Raw genomic sequence first — 14,953 nt, 5'->3', positions numbered from 1 at the left:
AAAGTGCCAAGACAGTCTAGTTCGCTTAGGTGAATGGGGTGTATCCAACGAGGTCAGGCCACCCGAGGGTGGCCTGACCGGACGTTTGATTGTGTCAGTGCGTCAATTCGTCGCGCTTCTCGCGGGCCTTCGCCAGGGCGATTTCGGCGCGTTTGCGAGCTCGCTTGCCGAGGACCTCGGACTGCTCGGATGCAGTCTCCGCCCATTCGTTGCTTTTTTCGAGCGCAAGTTCTGCAAACTCGGCGCTGCGCTTGCCGGCCAACTCCGCCAGTTCGGACCCACGCTCGCGGGCCGTTTCTGCCAGTTCCGCCCCGCGCTTCTGGGCAACCTCGAGAATCTCGGGGCCTCGTTCCTTGGCGATCTCGAGCAATTCGGCACCGTGAACCTTCGCAGCTTCGGCTAGCTCGGTCCCACGCTCCGATGCAACGGCGAGTGCATGCTCGAGACGTTCGCCGGTGTGATCGTCGTGGTTCGCGGCTGCCAAGGGCAGCGTCGCCGCGATCGAGGCCTGCGCCTTCCTGGCGGCGCGGCGACCGCGCCAGCCGAGTGACGGTTTGCCCTCGGTGTCGACGGCGGCGATCATCAGGCCGCCGAGCAGACTGACGTTCTTGATGAAGTTGGTGCGTTGCATCGCACGAAGCGTGGGGTCCGACTCGTTCCAGAAATCATGGCCTGCAACTGTGGTGGGGATCAGGCTTCCCGCCAGTGCCAACGACGCGATGCGTGGAGCCTTTCCGCTTGCCAGCAATGCCCCGCCGCCGATCTGGATTACCGCGTTGAGCTTGATCAGTGTCTCTGGATCTGCGGGCATTTTTTGTGTCACCGCGCCGGGGAGTGTTTCCACTGATTTGTCGATCAGTGGAGTTGCTTTTGCCGCGCGTTGCGCAGGATTGCGGAGCGCATCGATCCCCCCGGCAATGAAAATGGTGGAAAGTAGTGGACGAGCAATTCGACGTACCAGCATGTTCCAAGCCTCCCGATGTAGGTCCTTTCCACACTAGCGATCAGAACGAAACCTGGGACAGGTTACGTTTTGTCGGCCGCTGTGGGAAGCCTGCAAAAACCGCGTCCATCAGCGAAGAATTAACCGAAACTCGGCTGCGACACACCTTGGGACGACGGCGTGGGAGGTTTGACGATGGATCGCAACGTCGACGTAGTGGTGGTCGGTGGTGGCCCAGCAGGTATGACCGTGGCTGGTGATCTTGCGCGGCTGGGGCGCTCGGTGGCTGTAGTGGAGAAGTGGCCGACGATCAACCCGTCCAGCCGGGCGTTTGCAACGATGGCGCGAACACTGGAGTTGCTCGACGCGCGTGGACTCGCCGACCAGCTACTTGCGACCAGCTCGACCACCCCGGGGATCAACCTTTTCAAGGGTGCAAAGCTGGACCTCACCCACCTGAGATCTCGCTACCGGTTCGCCATGATTACCCCGCAGACCAAAGTCGACCGAGCCCTCGAGCTCTATGCCAAGGACCAGGGAGCAGACATTCACCGTGGTATCGCGCTTGTCGATCTCGTTCAGGACGACGCCGGAGTCACCCTCACTGCTCGTGCCAAAGACGATGACAACCCTTCGTCCACGATGACGTGGCGCGCCAAGTACGTCGTTGGGGCGGACGGCGCACACAGTACGGTCCGCGGTCTGGTCGGGATGGATTTCCCCGGGAAATCCGTGCTGTCGTCCGTGGTGTTGGCTGACGTGAAACTGACCGCCGGACCGCACGATGGCGGCCTCACGCTGGGGGACACCCCGCGTGAGTTCGGATTCCTCGCGCCCTACGGGAAGGAGGACAGTAGCGGCGCTTGGTATCGCTCGATGACCTGGGATCGACGGCGTCAGGTTCCCGATACCGATCCGGTGGGAGAGGCCGAGATCGTGGATGCATTGAACCGGGCCATGGGGCGCGATGTGGGCGTCGTCGAAGTTGGCTGGCATTCGCGTTTCCATTGCGACGAGCGTCAGGTTCGCGACTATCGGAGCGGCAGGGTGTTTCTGGTGGGCGACGCAGCGCATGTGCACTCGCCGATGGGCGCACAAGGAATGAACACCGGAATTCAGGATGGTGTGAACCTGGCCTGGAAACTCGGCGCTGTATTGGCGGGTGCCGACGATTCGATCCTGGATACTTATCACCGCGAGCGGCACCCGATCGGGAAGCAAGTGGTTCGGCGGTCGGGGCTGATGATGCGCGCCGTCACCTTGCACCCGCGACTCGCCAGGTTCATGCGCGATCGCCTTGCTGCGCATATTCTGTCGATCCCGAAGGTGCGTGACCTCGTCGCCGGCAGTTTTGCGGGCACTGAGCTGCGTTATCCCTCGCCGGACGGACAGAGTGATCTAGTCGGGACTCGTGCGACGGAAGTGCCGCTACACGAAGGGCGACTCACGGAACTGCAGCGCCTGCCGGGTTTTGTTCTCATTCGTGAGCGCGCGAACACCTCGACGATGCAGAAACCGGGACCAGATCTTCTCGTCCAAGCGCGACGCGTGGACGACGGACCGTCGCTTCTGGTCCGGCCTGACGGTTACATAGCGTGGGCAGGGAGTTCTACTTCTCGAGAGGGAGAAGAGGGTTGGCCGGCAGCGCTGTCGCGGTGGACCGGAGCGCGATAGTTATCGCCGCGATCCCCAGCGATGGGGGTCGCACTCCAACGAGGCTCTGTCCCAGCGCCCCGAATCGGCGGCAGCAGCATAGGTGGTCTGTAGGAACGCAAGCAGTGTCGCGTCCGGGTCGGTGGCCGTCCGGACTGCTTCGTACGGCAGAAGAAACTGACCGAAATCGTTGCTGTAGAACGCTGCCGACGGTTCGACTCGATAGTCCTCGAACGCCGCAGGTGCGGGGTACGAGTACGAGTAGAACGCGCCTTCCTCGCCGCCGCCGGGCCAGAAGCCGCAACTGCTCAATTCGTGAGAGTAACCTTCCACCATCACCCAGTCGCCACAGTTGGGGGCTCCCCCTGGATGTGGTGGCGCAGTGTGTCCGGAGAATCGTGTACAGGCGAGGTCCATTGCGCCCCAGAAGAAGTGGACCGGCGATACCTTTCCGATGAATCCCGCACGGAACGACGCGATGACGCGGTCGGCCTGAACGAGTTGGCGCCAGAACAAGTGGACGGCTTCGGCGTCGTAGGAGCAGTGGACGTGATCGTCGGCAAACGGAAGCGCCGGATCGACTTCATTCGGTGTTGGCTGAATTTCCACTGAAATGCCCAGGGCGCGTAGTGCTTCCATCGTGCGTGCATAGAACGTCGATACCGATTGAGGTTCGAGTGGAATCTCGTGTGACGCCCCGGAGCTATCGCGGATGCGTAGCTGGTGTTCGCAGAAATCGAACTCGATATCGAAAATGCGGTCGCCGTAGGGGATGGACGATGTGGTCAACCCTCGCGGAGTGACATAGAGCGTGACCTGCCACCAGTGGTTGACCAGTGGTGAACACGCGAGCCGGATCTTTCCCACGATCTGCACCCACATGTGCAGGGTGTCGCGCGTGTCGGTCCAGTCGTCCACTCGCAGTGCTGGCCAATCCGCCGGCGTGTTGGATGTTGTCATTTGACGTCCTCCGCACTCGATCGGCAATCGGGCCTACTTCGGAGTCTGGCACGAGTGGGTTCGACATGTACATAACCGCTTTGGGCTGCACCAGCGGGTGCCTCGCGACAACAGCGAAGTTCAGCGGAATCCGCGGCGACCCCGGCGGCGATGTCCATCCGTGGACACAGGGGATGAGGTCAGGGAACGCCAGCCAGTCCGTGTAGGGCAGGTCGGCCACCGCTTCCAAGTTCGGACGCAGCCCCCCAGAAAAGGTAGTCGTCGGTGACGTTCCACGGTTGGAAATACTTCAACCCGTTACCGAGGGTGCTAGGTGGCTCAGGCGGGCTGGTCTGCACTCGGTGTAATCGTGAGGCGTTCGAGTCGACCGGAGTCGTCAAGTTGGAAGCGGTAGTCAAGGTCGACCATCCCACCGGGGAACGTTCCTTCGAGCCGACACCTGATCGAGGTCGTTCTAGTGGCGGCGTCGCTGTTCGTGGATATCGCCGTTGTGGTGTACGTGTACTGACTTGCGACTCGACCCAGATATGTCGTGACGACTTCCATTGTTACTTCTCCGATCGACAGGTCGTGGAGCGGTTCGAGTCTCAGCGTCTGTCGAGGAGACGGCGTATCCCGTCGATTCGGTCGCTCAGCCTCGGTGGAGTACGTTCCGGATCCATCAGTGCATTTTCAGCGAGCACGTGGTCTTCGCTGTCGACTGTATTTCGGTCGAATTCACGCAGACTGCGGGCGTCGGAGGTCGCAAGTGTGCGAACCGTCGTCAACAGTGAGTGCTCGCGCAACGCGTCGTCGATCTCATTCTCGGTGAGTTCGAGGTGCTCGCTGAGCAGTCGGCGCCGCAGTCCGACGATCGAGGCCCGCAACTCGACATCTGAATCGTCGTAGGATTCGACGGCGATGTCACACTCGGTGTCGAAGCCCATCGAACGGTTGTTGAGGTTCGACGACCCGATTCGCAGGAGTCGATCATCCATCACCAGGATTTTTGCGTGCACGTAAATTGGTGCACCAGAAGAGGTCACGGGATAGAACGCACCGAACCGGTCATGGACGTCGGCGGTCCACAACAGATGCAACAGGTCGTGGCGTGCCCCATCCATCGCCTTTTGTTCCAACCACCCGTCGGCATTGCGCGGAATGACCAGAACGATCTCCGGTCCGTCGGCCTCACGCAGGCGTGCGGCGATCGCCTCGGCCAGAGTGCGTGAGGCGAGGTACTGGCTTTCGATGTACAGCGTGTGTTCGGCACCGGCGATGGCCGCGAGATAAAGCGCCTCGATCTCGCGTACCTCAGTGCGTTCGTCGAGTTCCGGCAGAGTTCTGGCGATGGCTACGTCGACAACCCGCAACGTGGGCGCCAGATTGACGGGCCACGGTGTTGCCGTGCTCTGGATCGGTCTCAGATCCTCGCCGGTTGCGGATTTCCAGCGTGCTCGCGCCAATTCGCCGATGGCCGCGGCCGCATCGCCGTCGACCGCTGTGGTCGCGTCATGCCAAGGGCCGTAACGCCTTCCGCTTGGTGTGATCCGGTAGTCGTTGTGATCGGCGTGATCCGAGGTGTCCCAGCGGTCCACCGTCATGTCGATGCCGCCGCAGAACGCCAGAGCATCGTCGATGACGATGATTTTCTGATGGTGCGCGGCGCCCACTGGGTGGGCGCCGTCGATTTCGAATCGAAGGCGTTCGTCGGTCAACCAGTTCGACACGAAGACTGGAGTCATGCCGCGTCCGATTGCGGTGAAGGCCCCTACGTTCCATTTGAGTACGAGGATTTCGAGGTCGGGTTTCTCGCGGACAAGCCAGCGTAGGAACCTGCCCAGCCGATTGGGGCCGTCGAGCGTCTTCTCGCGCGGCTCGAGTTTGATGCGCGTGTCGAAGTCCCAGCCGATCAACATGATTCGTTTTTCAGCTTGCAGCATCGCGGACTTCGCATGATGAAAGTAGTCAGCGGCATCGATAATGCAGGCAAGATTATCTGCCGGCTCGATGCGCCAGCAGGTTTCGCCCGGAGCCAGAATTCTGCTCACACGTCGACCAAATCGGCGTGGGCAGTTTCCGGCACTGCTTCCTTGGATACTTCTCGCGCCACGACGCCGACATGTGTGGCGAGTAACTCCGAAAGCTCTTCCCCAGCAACGGCGCTGGCTACCGACCCGAAGATTGTGACCTCGGATGCTCCGTGGCGGCGGCGCACCGACTCCCGCTCAGTGCGCTTCGCGTTCGACACGGACCGCAATTGCCGACTGTGGAGCGGTGCGGTCATGTGGGCTCCTTGGAAGTGACGGTTCGCGATGATGATACCGCTCAGCTAAAGAAGTCGAGGAGCTGTCCTAGCTCCCCGTTCCAGCTATCGCGGCCGTGAGTGACGGACCCTGGGTAGGTGTTGCGGCCCAGTAAGCTGCGTGGCCGAGGAGCTAGTCAAGCTGCGTGGCCGAGGAGCTAGTCCGATTGTCGACAACTTGGAGTCGAAGTCCATTCCGTCTGAGTCGGCTGCTGAGCGATTTCCCGGACTGATCACGTCCGTCGACGGGCGGTCATCCCCAACGCGCGCGGCGGGGCAGCGCTGGGGATGTGCGGTGCAAGGGTCACCAACCGCGTTCGCGCCACTCCTGCAAGTGCGGACGCTCGGCGCCGAGTGTCGTGTCCTTGCCGTGGCCGGGGTAGACGATGGCGGAGTCGTCGTAGCGTCCGAAGAGCTTTGTCTCGACATCGCTGAGCAGTGAGGTGAATTTCTCGGGATCAGCGGTCTTTCCGACTCCGCCTGGAAAGAGCGAGTCACCGGTGAAGATGTGAACCTGGCCGGACGGTTCGGTGAGCACGAGTGCGATGGAGCCGGGGGTGTGGCCGGACAGGTGGATGACATCCAAGCTCAGGTTGCCGACCGTGACGCTGTCGCCGTCCTCGAGCAGAACGTCCGGGGTCACGGGAAGTGCTTCGGCATCGAGGGGGTGCGCAGCGGTTGGCACGTTGGTGGCAGCGTGGACGTCTTTCAGTGCCAGCCAGTGGTCGCCGTGCTGGTGTGTGGTGACGATGGAGTCGAACACGGGAGCTTCCTGCTCGATCAGCGCAACGATTTTCTCGGCTTCGTTGGCCGCGTCGATCAGGAGTGATTTCCCGGTTGCGGAACAGACCACGAGGTAGGTGTTGTTGTCCATGGGGCCGACTGACATCTTCGTGATGGTTGCACTGTCGATGGTGCGTCGTTGAGGCGCAGAATCGGGGGAGAGCTGACCGGTATAGGAGTTGTCGATCACGATGGGCTGATTCGTCATGATTCGCAGGCTACCTTCGAATAGGGGCTGGTAGAACGCTGGGTTCGTGCTTGCAGTCAAAACTTGTCGGTGGCTCGGCCTACCATGGCGTCGTTCGAGGACTCGCTGCGTTTGAGTGCTCGAGATGTCGGTGATGTCGCTGGTGGACAGCCCAGATGAATGACGATGAAGGGAATTGGTGTGTCGGATCGCCTGATCGTGCGGGGTGCGCGAGAGCACAATCTGCGAGGAGTCGACCTGGATCTCCCGCGAGACAGCATGATCGTCTTCACGGGTTTGTCGGGTTCGGGTAAATCCAGCCTTGCGTTCGACACGATCTTCGCCGAAGGACAGCGTCGGTATGTCGAGTCACTCTCGGCGTACGCGCGTCAGTTCCTGGGCCAGATGGACAAACCCGACGTCGATTTCATCGAAGGCTTGTCGCCTGCGGTGTCGATCGATCAGAAGTCGACCAACCGGAACCCTCGATCAACCGTCGGAACCATTACCGAGGTCTACGACTACCTTCGTCTCCTCTATGCCCGCGCGGGTTCCGCTCACTGCCCGGTATGTGGTGAGAAAATCGCGCGTCAGACGCCTCAACAGATCGTCGATCAGGTCCTCGATATGGAGGAGGGCATCAAGTTTCAGGTCCTCGCTCCGGTGGTGCGCACGCGCAAGGGTGAGTTCGTCGACCTTTTCGAACAGCTCAATACGCAGGGTTACTCACGTGTACGGGTTGATGGTGTCGTCTACCCCTTGACCGATCCGCCGAAGCTGAAGAAGCAGGAAAAGCACGACATCGAAGTTGTCGTCGATCGTCTTCAGGTGAAGGCAAGCTCCAAGCAGCGACTCACGGATTCGATCGAGACCGCTCTCCGCCTTGCCGAGGGCATTGTTGTTCTCGACTTTGTCGACCGTGAAGAAAACGCGCCTGACCGGGAGCGGCGATTCTCCGAAAAGCTGGCGTGCCCCAACGCCCATCCACTCGCGATCGACGATCTCGAGCCGCGTTCGTTCTCGTTCAATTCGCCGTACGGAGCCTGCCCGGAGTGCACGGGTCTGGGTATTCGTAAAGAGGTAGACCCCGAACTTGTTGTTCCCGATGCGGAATTGAGTCTCGAGGACGGAGCAATCGCGCCGTGGTCGATGGGGCAGAGTTCCGAGTACTTCGGGCGCTTGTTGTCCGGCCTCGGCGACATCCTCGGCTTCGACATGAAGACGCCGTGGAACAAGCTTCCAGCCAAGGCGCGCAAGGCAATTCTCGAGGGCAGTGAGGAACAGGTCCACGTCCGGTACAAGAACCGGTACGGCCGTACCCGTTCTTACTATGCGGAGTTCGAGGGCGTCATGCCCTTCCTGCATCGCAGGCTCGAGCAGACCGAATCCGATCAGATGAAGGAACGCTACGACGGCTACATGCGCGACACCCCGTGTCCCGCGTGTGGCGGTGCGCGACTGCGTCCGGAAATCCTCTCGGTCACTATTGCTGCCGGAGATTTCGGCAGCAAGTCCATTGCGGAGGTCTGTGAACTCTCGATCTCCGACTGCGCCGATTTCCTGAACAGCCTCACACTCGGTTCACGCGAAGAAGCCATCGCGGGACAGGTGCTCAAGGAAGTTCAGGCCCGCCTCGGATTCCTCCTCGACGTCGGACTCGAATATCTCTCACTGTCGCGTGCCGCGGGCACCCTGTCCGGCGGCGAGGCCCAGCGAATCCGGCTGGCAACGCAGATCGGTTCGGGTCTTGTCGGTGTGCTCTACGTGCTGGACGAGCCGTCCATCGGTTTGCACCAGCGAGACAACCGTCGCCTGATCGAAACACTGACCAGGCTTCGCGATCTCGGCAATACCCTGATTGTGGTCGAGCACGACGAAGACACGATTCGTACCTCCGACTGGGTGGTCGACATCGGTCCGTACGCCGGAGAGCACGGCGGCCAGGTAGTCCACAGCGGGCCTTACGAAGAGCTGCTCACCTGCGACGAGTCGATTACCGGCGCTTATCTGTCCGGGCGAAAGTTCATCGAGGTCCCGGAGATCCGTCGCCCCGTCGATCGTAAGCGTCAGGTCACCGTTGTCGGTGCGCGTGAGCACAACCTCGACGGCATCGACGTGAGCTTCCCGTTGGGTGTTCTCACCGCGGTTACCGGCGTTTCCGGTTCGGGCAAGTCGACATTGGTGAACGACATCCTGGCCACCGTCATGGCCAACAAGCTCAACGGCGCGCGTCAGGTGCCTGGCCGCCACACCCGAATCAACGGACTTGACCAACTCGACAAGTTGGTTCAGGTTGATCAGTCGCCGATCGGCCGTACCCCGCGGTCCAACGCGGCCACGTACACCGGTGTGTTCGACAAGATTCGTACGCTGTTCGCTGCCACAACCGAAGCCAAGGTGCGCGGCTATCAGCCGGGGCGCTTCTCGTTCAACGTCAAGGGCGGTCGCTGCGAGGCGTGCTCGGGTGACGGAACACTCAAGATCGAGATGAACTTCCTGCCCGACGTGTACGTACCGTGCGAGGTCTGCCACGGAGCTCGGTACAACCGCGAGACACTCGAGGTTCACTACAAGGGCAAGTCCATCGCCGAGGTTCTGGACATGCCCATCGAGGAGGCAGCGGAGTTCTTCCAGCCGGTCACCTCGATTCACCGGTACCTGAAGACTCTGGTGGACGTCGGTCTCGGTTACGTGCGACTGGGACAGCCGGCACCGACGCTGTCCGGCGGCGAGGCGCAGCGCGTCAAGCTTGCCGCCGAGCTTCAGAAACGTTCCACCGGACGTACCGTCTACATCCTCGACGAGCCGACAACCGGCCTGCATTTCGAAGACATTCGCAAGTTGCTGATCGTCATCAACGGATTGGTCGACAAGGGCAACAGTGTCATCGTGATCGAGCACAACCTCGATGTCATCAAGACATCGGACTGGGTTGTCGACATGGGTCCCGAAGGTGGATCCGGCGGCGGAACCGTTGTGGCAGAAGGAACTCCGGAAGAAATTGCTGCCGTGCCCGAGAGCTACACCGGCAAGTTCCTCAGCGAGGTACTCCATGCGCAACAGGCTCCCGTGAAGAAGAAGACTGTGGCGAAGAAGCGCGCCGCGAAGGCTACGGCCCCCAAGAAGGCTGCGCCGCGGAAGAAGTCCGCATCGGTGGCCTGACAGGGTGAGATAGGCGCGATCGCAGTGATGCCGGGACGGTTTGTCGTCCCGGCATCACTGCTGCGTCGTGACGCTATGCGTCTGCTGCGTCGAGAATGGTTTCGGCCAACTCCTTCGGGCGTGACCACATCGGCCAGTGTCCGGTCGGAAGATCGACGTACGTCACCGGCAACTTCGCGAGTTCGACGGCAATGGGAAATCCACCATCAGCCATCTGTTTGATGACGTCGGAGGGATAGCTGCTGCACACCACAGTGGTGGGAACCGAATAGCGTCTCGGATCGGTCAGGACGATCTGATCTCGAGCTGCGCCCGCAGGTTCGGGGACAGCGCGATCACGAAATGCCGTCAAGGCGTCGTCGTCGAGTCCCTCGATGCTGCTCCCGTCTGCTTCCAGTTCGGCCCAAAGGCGGTAGTGGAACCTCGATCGCATCCTCGGCGAGATCGGGTCGAAGAGCGGTGCCATCCGGCATCGGACCGCTGTCGACGTAGACGATGCGCGCAATCTGGTCGGGTACGCGATCGGTCGCGGCGTACCCGGACGCTCCGGCGCCGCTGTGCACGACCAGGATCGTGCGTTCGTCCGACCTCGAGACGGCGTCGACGATTGCGCTGACGTGGGAATCGAGAGTCACGGTGTTCCGGGGCGAGTCCACCGACTCGAGTCCCGGAAGTGTTAGTGCGGTTACGTGGGTGTCAGGGCGTTGAAGGTGGGGGAGTACCGCGTCCCACGCCCATGCGCCGAGCCAGAATCCGGGAACCAGAACGATGTGAGTTTTCATGAGCCCATAGTGGCGGGCTATCGGTGACAACTGCGTGTCACCGATTTTGTCACCGTTTGGTATCGAAATTTGGGACAATCGGAAACGTGAATCGAGCGGCCAGATTGCACGCACTCCTCGAGGAGTTGCGTCGTCGTGGCGATCGCGGGTCAAATGCGGCGCAGTTGGCGGCGCAATTCGGTGTCACGCCGCGCACAGTCAAGCGTGACATCGAGACATTGACGGAGTCGGGATCCGCGATCGAAGGTCGCTGCGGACCTGGCGGCGGTTACCGTCTGATTGGGCGCGCGACGCTGCCTCCGGTGAATTTCACTGTCCCGCAGGCAGTGTCGATCGCCCTGGCCTTGACTGCTGTCGGAGACGCTCCGTTCGCGGACGACGGACGGGCAGCCCTGGCCAAACTACTCGACGTCATGGACGCCGACAGTCGGGCCAGAGTTGAGGAACTCAGCGGGCGCGTCTGGGTTCGGCATGACGAAGAATCTGATGACGAGTCAGGAGTGAACCGGCGCGCGATCGAGCAGGCTTTGGAACGTAAGTGTGTTGTGTCGTTGCGGTACATCGACGGAGACGGTGCCGAATCGACGCGTGCGGTCGAGCCACATCTGCTGGCTCACGCCCGAGATCGGTGGTTCGTGATCGGTTGGTGCAGAACGAGGGACGCGGTTCGGTGGTTCCGTCTCGATCGGATCCAGAAAGCGACGCTGACCAAGGAGCTTTTTGTTCCTCGAGAGACTGCGCTGTTCGGAGAGCCGCCGCCGACGGCTCGCTCGGCAGCTGACGCGAGTTGACGGCTCAGGAGTTCATGTTCACGGCCGCCGCAACGGATTCCGTGACAAGTTCTTCCAAGACTGAGCGATCGATGTCACTGAGCCGTTTGATATAGAGGCAGCCTTTGCCGATCTTGTGCTTGCCCAGGCGGCCGAGCGTCGCGGCGTGCTCGTCGAAGTTCAGTGACAAATAGAGGGTCAGTGCGGTCGCTCGCGGTGAGAACCCGATCAGTGCGGTGTCACCTTCGTGTCCGCTTGCATAGCGATAGTGGCGGGCACCGAATCCGATGATGCTGGTTCCCCACATCACCGGCGGTTCGCCGGTCGCAGCCGACAGTACGGAAATCAGTTCCGCACTGTCGGCGCGTTTGACCGGGTCGGCAATTCGATCGACAAAGGCATCGACGTCGTCTGGAGTCGGCTGCGTTTTGTTCGCGGTTGCCATGTGTGTGGTCGCCGTTCGTGACTCAGTAGACCGGTCCGGTGAACTTCTCGCCCGGGCCCTTGCCCGGCTCGTCGGGGTGCGACGACGCTTCGCGGAACGCACGCTGGAGGGCCTGCAGGCCTTCGCGAATGGGACCCGCGTGGGGGCCGAGGTATTCGACGGATGCGGTGACCAGTCCGGCGAGCGCGGTGATGACCCGGCGCGCTTCGTCCAGGTCCAGGTAGGGGCTGGCCGACGGGTCGGCGTCGGACAGTCCGAGCTTCTCTGCTGCGGAGCTCATCAGCATCACGGCGGCGCGGCTGATGACCTCGACTGCGGGAACCTCGGAGAGTTCGCGGACATCAGGGTTCGCGTCGGTGTTCTGATCTGCTTCGAAGTTCTCACTCATGTCTGCAAGGATTCCATCACGGTCCGGAGCAGTTCAATCTGCCCTTGTCTTGTGCAGGCACGATTAGATTCATCGCCGCCGGCCTGATACTCTTGTCCCAACGACCGCCTCCGACATGTTCGGGGGCAGCAAGTGGAGCCCGACTCCCACCTCTGCGCGGCAGGTGAAACTGCAGTTCAGTGGTTCCGGTCACCTGACGAAGAATCTATTCTTCATCAGGTTCCTCGTTTAGTCGAGGAGATTGTTCCTGGCGTGAGCTGGGTTTGATCTGATCGGTCGACATCGGGCCCCGCGGAGAAATATCACCGCGGGGTTTTTTGTTGGGGTTTGGGTAGAACTAGCTGCGTGCGGTCACAAGACCGCACCGTTCAACCTAGGAGGCCCCATCAGCACTGAGACCCGCATCAACGATCGAATCCGCGTTCCCGAGGTCCGTTTGGTCGGACCTGGCGGTGAACAGGTAGGCATCGTGCGTGTTGAAGATGCACTCCGCTTGGCTCTGGAAGCCGACCTCGACCTTGTCGAGGTAGCTCCTGATGCCCGTCCGCCGGTCTGCAAGATCATGGACTACGGCAAGTTCAAGTACGAAGCTGCACAGAAAGCCCGTGAGTCTCGCAAGAACCAGACTCTTACGGTCATCAAGGAGCAGAAGCTTCGCCCCAAGATCGACGCCCACGACTACGAGACCAAGAAGCGCAACGTTGTTCGCTTCCTCGAAGCTGGTTCCAAGGTCAAGGTCACGATCATGTTCCGCGGTCGTGAGCAGTCACGCCCCGAACTCGGCTACCGCCTTCTGCAGCGTCTGGGAGCAGACGTCGCAGACCTCGGTTTCGTCGAGACCTCGGCTAAGCAGGACGGTCGCAACATGACGATGGTTCTGGCGCCGCACAAGGGTGCCAAGACCCGCGTCAAGGCTCAGGAAAGCGCTCAGGCGCCCGTCGCTCAGGCGGCTCCGAAGCCGGCTCCCGAAGCTCCGGCAGCCCCGGCAGCCCCGGCAGCCGAAGAAGCGGCTCCCGAAGCTCCGACCAGCTAGTCGATTCCCCAAGCACCATCACGTAACAAAGAACTGAGGACTCCATGCCCAAGATGAAGACCCACAGCGGCGCCTCGAAGCGATTCAAGGTTTCCGGTTCCGGCAAGCTCCTGCGCCAGAAGGCCGGCCGTCGCCACCTTCTCGAGCACAAGGCCAGCAAGGTCACCCGTCGTCTCGACGGTGTCGCTGTCGTCAGCCCTGATGACGCACCGCGCATCAAGCGCATGCTCGGCATCTGAGTCGTCCCCCTTACTGACCACCCGGGGCCGAATCTCAGCCCCTAGATTGACAGGATTTTCACGTGGCACGCGTAAAGAGGGCGGTCAACGCCCAGAAGAAGCGTCGTTCAATTCTTGCTGCATCCAGCGGCTACCGTGGACAGCGTTCGCGTCTGTACACCAAGGCCAAGGAGCAGCAGCTCCACTCGATGGTTTACGCATACCGCGACCGTCGTGCACGCAAGGGTGAGTTCCGGAAGCTGTGGATCACGCGTATCAACGCTGCAGCTCGGGCCAACGACATCACGTACAACCGCCTGATCCAGGGCCTGCGCCTGGCTGAGGTCGACGTCGACCGCAAGATCCTCGCCGAGCTCGCCGTCTCCGATGCAGAGGCCTTTGCCGGCCTCGTTGCACTCGCGAAGGCCGCTCTGCCGGCTGACGTGAATGCGCCTGCCGGAGAAGCAGCCTGATCGACGCATCACAGCAACGGCCCGTGGATCCGCTCACCGAGCGGACTCCGCGGGTCGTTTCTGCTGTCAAGCTCCTGCGCACAGCAGAACGACGTAAAGCAGGACGATTCCTGGTCGAGGGCGAAAACTCCGTCACAGAAGTCTTGAAGGCCAACGGCTCAACCGCCACCGTGGTCCGTGATCTCTTCTACACAGAGGCCGCTGCCGATCGGTATCAACACGTCATCGATCTGGCGTTGAGCTCCGGAGTTCGCGCTGCTCTCGTCACCGACCGCGCAGCTAAGGCCCTGAGCGACACCGTGACTCCGCCCGGCCTGGTTGCCGTGTGTGATCTCCTCGATGTTCCTCTGTCGGACGCGATCCGCCCGGATACCAAGCTCCTTGCCGTTCCGGTCGAGGTCAACGAACCGGGCAACGCGGGCACGGTAATTCGGATTGCCGACGCAGTTGGTGCTGATGCCGCGATCCTGGCCGGAGACAGCGTGGACCCGCACAACGGCAAAGTGGTTCGATCGTCGGCGGGCAGCCTGTTCCACCTACCGGTTGTTCGTGAACGCGATACCGATTCGGTGATCGAACAGATCCGCGCCGCCGGTATTCAGATCCTGGCTACTGCTGCCGACGGAGAGATCGACCTCGACAACGCGGACGAGTTGTTGAGCAAGCCGACGGCCTGGCTGTTCGGAAACGAAGCGCACGGTCTTGATCCGGCCATAGCGGCCCGTGCTGATTACCGTGTCCGTATTCCGATCCACGGGCGCGCCGAGAGCCTTAATCTGGCGACTGCAGCCGCTATCTGCCTCTATGCGAGTGCGCGGGTGCAAAATCGCGACACCGATCAGGGCTGACGAACAAGACGGAAGTGACCTCTC

14 protein-coding genes and 1 pseudogene are annotated in these 14,953 nt (G+C 61.4%); 7 read left to right on the top strand and 8 right to left on the bottom strand.

Annotation, left to right across the window (positions count from 1 at the left end; genetic code table 11):
* Positions 1-94: 94 nt before the first annotated feature.
* Positions 95-964: a DoxX family protein gene (locus EEB13_RS00185; RefSeq protein ID WP_141484369.1), complete on the bottom strand. Its 870-nt coding sequence runs from the start codon at positions 962-964 to the stop codon at positions 95-97.
* A 174-nt stretch (positions 965-1,138) separates the two neighbouring features.
* On the opposite strand from EEB13_RS00185, the gene EEB13_RS00180 reads away from it, so the two are divergent.
* On the top strand, positions 1,139-2,617 hold the full coding sequence (locus EEB13_RS00180) for an FAD-dependent monooxygenase (protein ID WP_141484368.1): 1,479 nt from the start codon (positions 1,139-1,141) through the stop codon (positions 2,615-2,617).
* On the opposite strand, the gene EEB13_RS00175 is transcribed toward EEB13_RS00180, so the two are convergent.
* The 4 genes from EEB13_RS00175 to EEB13_RS00160 all read right to left on the bottom strand — a co-directional run bounded on the left by EEB13_RS00175 (position 2,618) and on the right by EEB13_RS00160 (position 6,831).
* Positions 2,618-3,556 carry a DUF5996 family protein gene (locus EEB13_RS00175; RefSeq protein WP_141484367.1) on the bottom strand — a complete coding sequence of 313 codons (939 nt, stop codon included), beginning with the start codon at positions 3,554-3,556 and terminating at the stop codon, positions 2,618-2,620.
* Between the two features lie 587 nt (positions 3,557-4,143).
* Positions 4,144-5,586 (bottom strand): phospholipase D-like domain-containing protein, encoded by a 1,443-nt coding sequence (locus EEB13_RS00170; RefSeq protein ID WP_141484366.1) that lies wholly within the window; start codon positions 5,584-5,586, stop codon positions 4,144-4,146.
* Positions 5,583-5,822 carry a hypothetical protein gene (locus EEB13_RS00165; protein ID WP_141484365.1) on the bottom strand — a complete coding sequence of 80 codons (240 nt, stop codon included), beginning with the start codon at positions 5,820-5,822 and terminating at the stop codon, positions 5,583-5,585. The genes EEB13_RS00170 and EEB13_RS00165 overlap by 4 nt, the downstream gene beginning before the upstream one ends.
* A 322-nt stretch (positions 5,823-6,144) precedes the next feature.
* Complete coding sequence (locus EEB13_RS00160) at positions 6,145-6,831, bottom strand: MBL fold metallo-hydrolase (RefSeq protein WP_045070000.1); 687 nt, start codon at positions 6,829-6,831, stop codon at positions 6,145-6,147.
* Positions 6,832-7,011: 180 nt separating this feature from the next.
* Between EEB13_RS00160 and uvrA the strand changes: the two genes are divergently transcribed.
* Positions 7,012-9,972 carry an excinuclease ABC subunit UvrA gene (gene uvrA, locus EEB13_RS00155; protein WP_179300814.1) on the top strand — a complete coding sequence of 987 codons (2,961 nt, stop codon included), beginning with the start codon at positions 7,012-7,014 and terminating at the stop codon, positions 9,970-9,972.
* Positions 9,973-10,045: 73 nt separating this feature from the next.
* Here the strand turns inward: uvrA and EEB13_RS00150 are convergent.
* Positions 10,046-10,754, bottom strand: a pseudogene (locus EEB13_RS00150) (alpha/beta fold hydrolase).
* Positions 10,755-10,840: 86 nt separating this feature from the next.
* Here EEB13_RS00150 and EEB13_RS00145 point away from each other — a divergent pair.
* A complete protein-coding gene (locus tag EEB13_RS00145) occupies positions 10,841-11,545 on the top strand; it encodes a helix-turn-helix transcriptional regulator (RefSeq protein WP_033230798.1) in 705 nt (234 codons plus the stop codon).
* Between the two features lie 4 nt (positions 11,546-11,549).
* On the opposite strand, the gene EEB13_RS00140 is transcribed toward EEB13_RS00145, so the two are convergent.
* Both EEB13_RS00140 and EEB13_RS00135 read right to left on the bottom strand, forming a co-directional pair.
* Positions 11,550-11,969: a DUF1801 domain-containing protein gene (locus EEB13_RS00140; protein WP_141484364.1), complete on the bottom strand. Its 420-nt coding sequence runs from the start codon at positions 11,967-11,969 to the stop codon at positions 11,550-11,552.
* A 22-nt stretch (positions 11,970-11,991) separates the two neighbouring features.
* Complete coding sequence (locus tag EEB13_RS00135) at positions 11,992-12,357, bottom strand: DUF1844 domain-containing protein (RefSeq protein ID WP_033230796.1); 366 nt, start codon at positions 12,355-12,357, stop codon at positions 11,992-11,994.
* Positions 12,358-12,742: 385 nt separating this feature from the next.
* Between EEB13_RS00135 and infC the strand changes: the two genes are divergently transcribed.
* The 4 genes from infC (at position 12,743) to EEB13_RS00115 (ending at position 14,929) form a co-directional block, all read left to right on the top strand.
* Positions 12,743-13,390: a translation initiation factor IF-3 gene (gene infC, locus EEB13_RS00130; RefSeq protein ID WP_165826367.1), complete on the top strand. Its 648-nt coding sequence runs from the start codon at positions 12,743-12,745 to the stop codon at positions 13,388-13,390.
* A 44-nt stretch (positions 13,391-13,434) separates the two neighbouring features.
* The gene (rpmI, locus tag EEB13_RS00125) at positions 13,435-13,629 is read left to right on the top strand and encodes a 50S ribosomal protein L35 (protein ID WP_033230795.1); all 195 of its coding nucleotides are present in this window, start codon (positions 13,435-13,437) and stop codon (positions 13,627-13,629) included.
* Between the two features lie 62 nt (positions 13,630-13,691).
* Complete coding sequence (gene rplT, locus EEB13_RS00120) at positions 13,692-14,081, top strand: 50S ribosomal protein L20 (RefSeq protein WP_033230794.1); 390 nt, start codon at positions 13,692-13,694, stop codon at positions 14,079-14,081.
* A gap of 23 nt (positions 14,082-14,104) precedes the next feature.
* Positions 14,105-14,929, top strand: a complete 825-nt coding sequence (locus EEB13_RS00115; protein ID WP_045069994.1) for a TrmH family RNA methyltransferase — start codon at positions 14,105-14,107, stop codon at positions 14,927-14,929.
* The last annotated feature ends 24 nt before the right edge of the window (positions 14,930-14,953 follow it).

Source organism: Rhodococcus sp. WS3, assembly GCF_003797085.1.
In the GTDB taxonomy this organism is placed as follows: Bacteria; Actinomycetota; Actinomycetes; order Mycobacteriales; family Mycobacteriaceae; genus Rhodococcus_F; species Rhodococcus_F globerula.
Note: the sequence above shows the minus strand (reverse complement) of the source record. Positions and strands in the feature narration are given on the sequence as shown.

Bases quoted from the DNA above. Each gene is read 5' to 3' on its own strand.
- EEB13_RS00180 (WP_141484368.1), top strand. From the start codon at position 1,139: ATGGATCGCAACGTCGACGTAGTGGTGGTCGGTGGTGGCCCAGCAGGT.
- EEB13_RS00165 (WP_141484365.1), bottom strand. From the start codon at position 5,822: ATGACCGCACCGCTCCACAGTCGGCAATTGCGGTCCGTGTCGAACGCG.
- EEB13_RS00140 (WP_141484364.1), bottom strand. From the start codon at position 11,969: ATGGCAACCGCGAACAAAACGCAGCCGACTCCAGACGACGTCGATGCC.
- EEB13_RS00135 (WP_033230796.1), bottom strand. From the start codon at position 12,357: ATGAGTGAGAACTTCGAAGCAGATCAGAACACCGACGCGAACCCTGAT.
- rpmI (WP_033230795.1), top strand. From the start codon at position 13,435: ATGCCCAAGATGAAGACCCACAGCGGCGCCTCGAAGCGATTCAAGGTT.
- EEB13_RS00175 (WP_141484367.1), bottom strand. From the start codon at position 3,556: ATGACAACATCCAACACGCCGGCGGATTGGCCAGCACTGCGAGTGGAC.
- EEB13_RS00185 (WP_141484369.1), bottom strand. From the start codon at position 964: ATGCTGGTACGTCGAATTGCTCGTCCACTACTTTCCACCATTTTCATT.
- EEB13_RS00160 (WP_045070000.1), bottom strand. From the start codon at position 6,831: ATGACGAATCAGCCCATCGTGATCGACAACTCCTATACCGGTCAGCTC.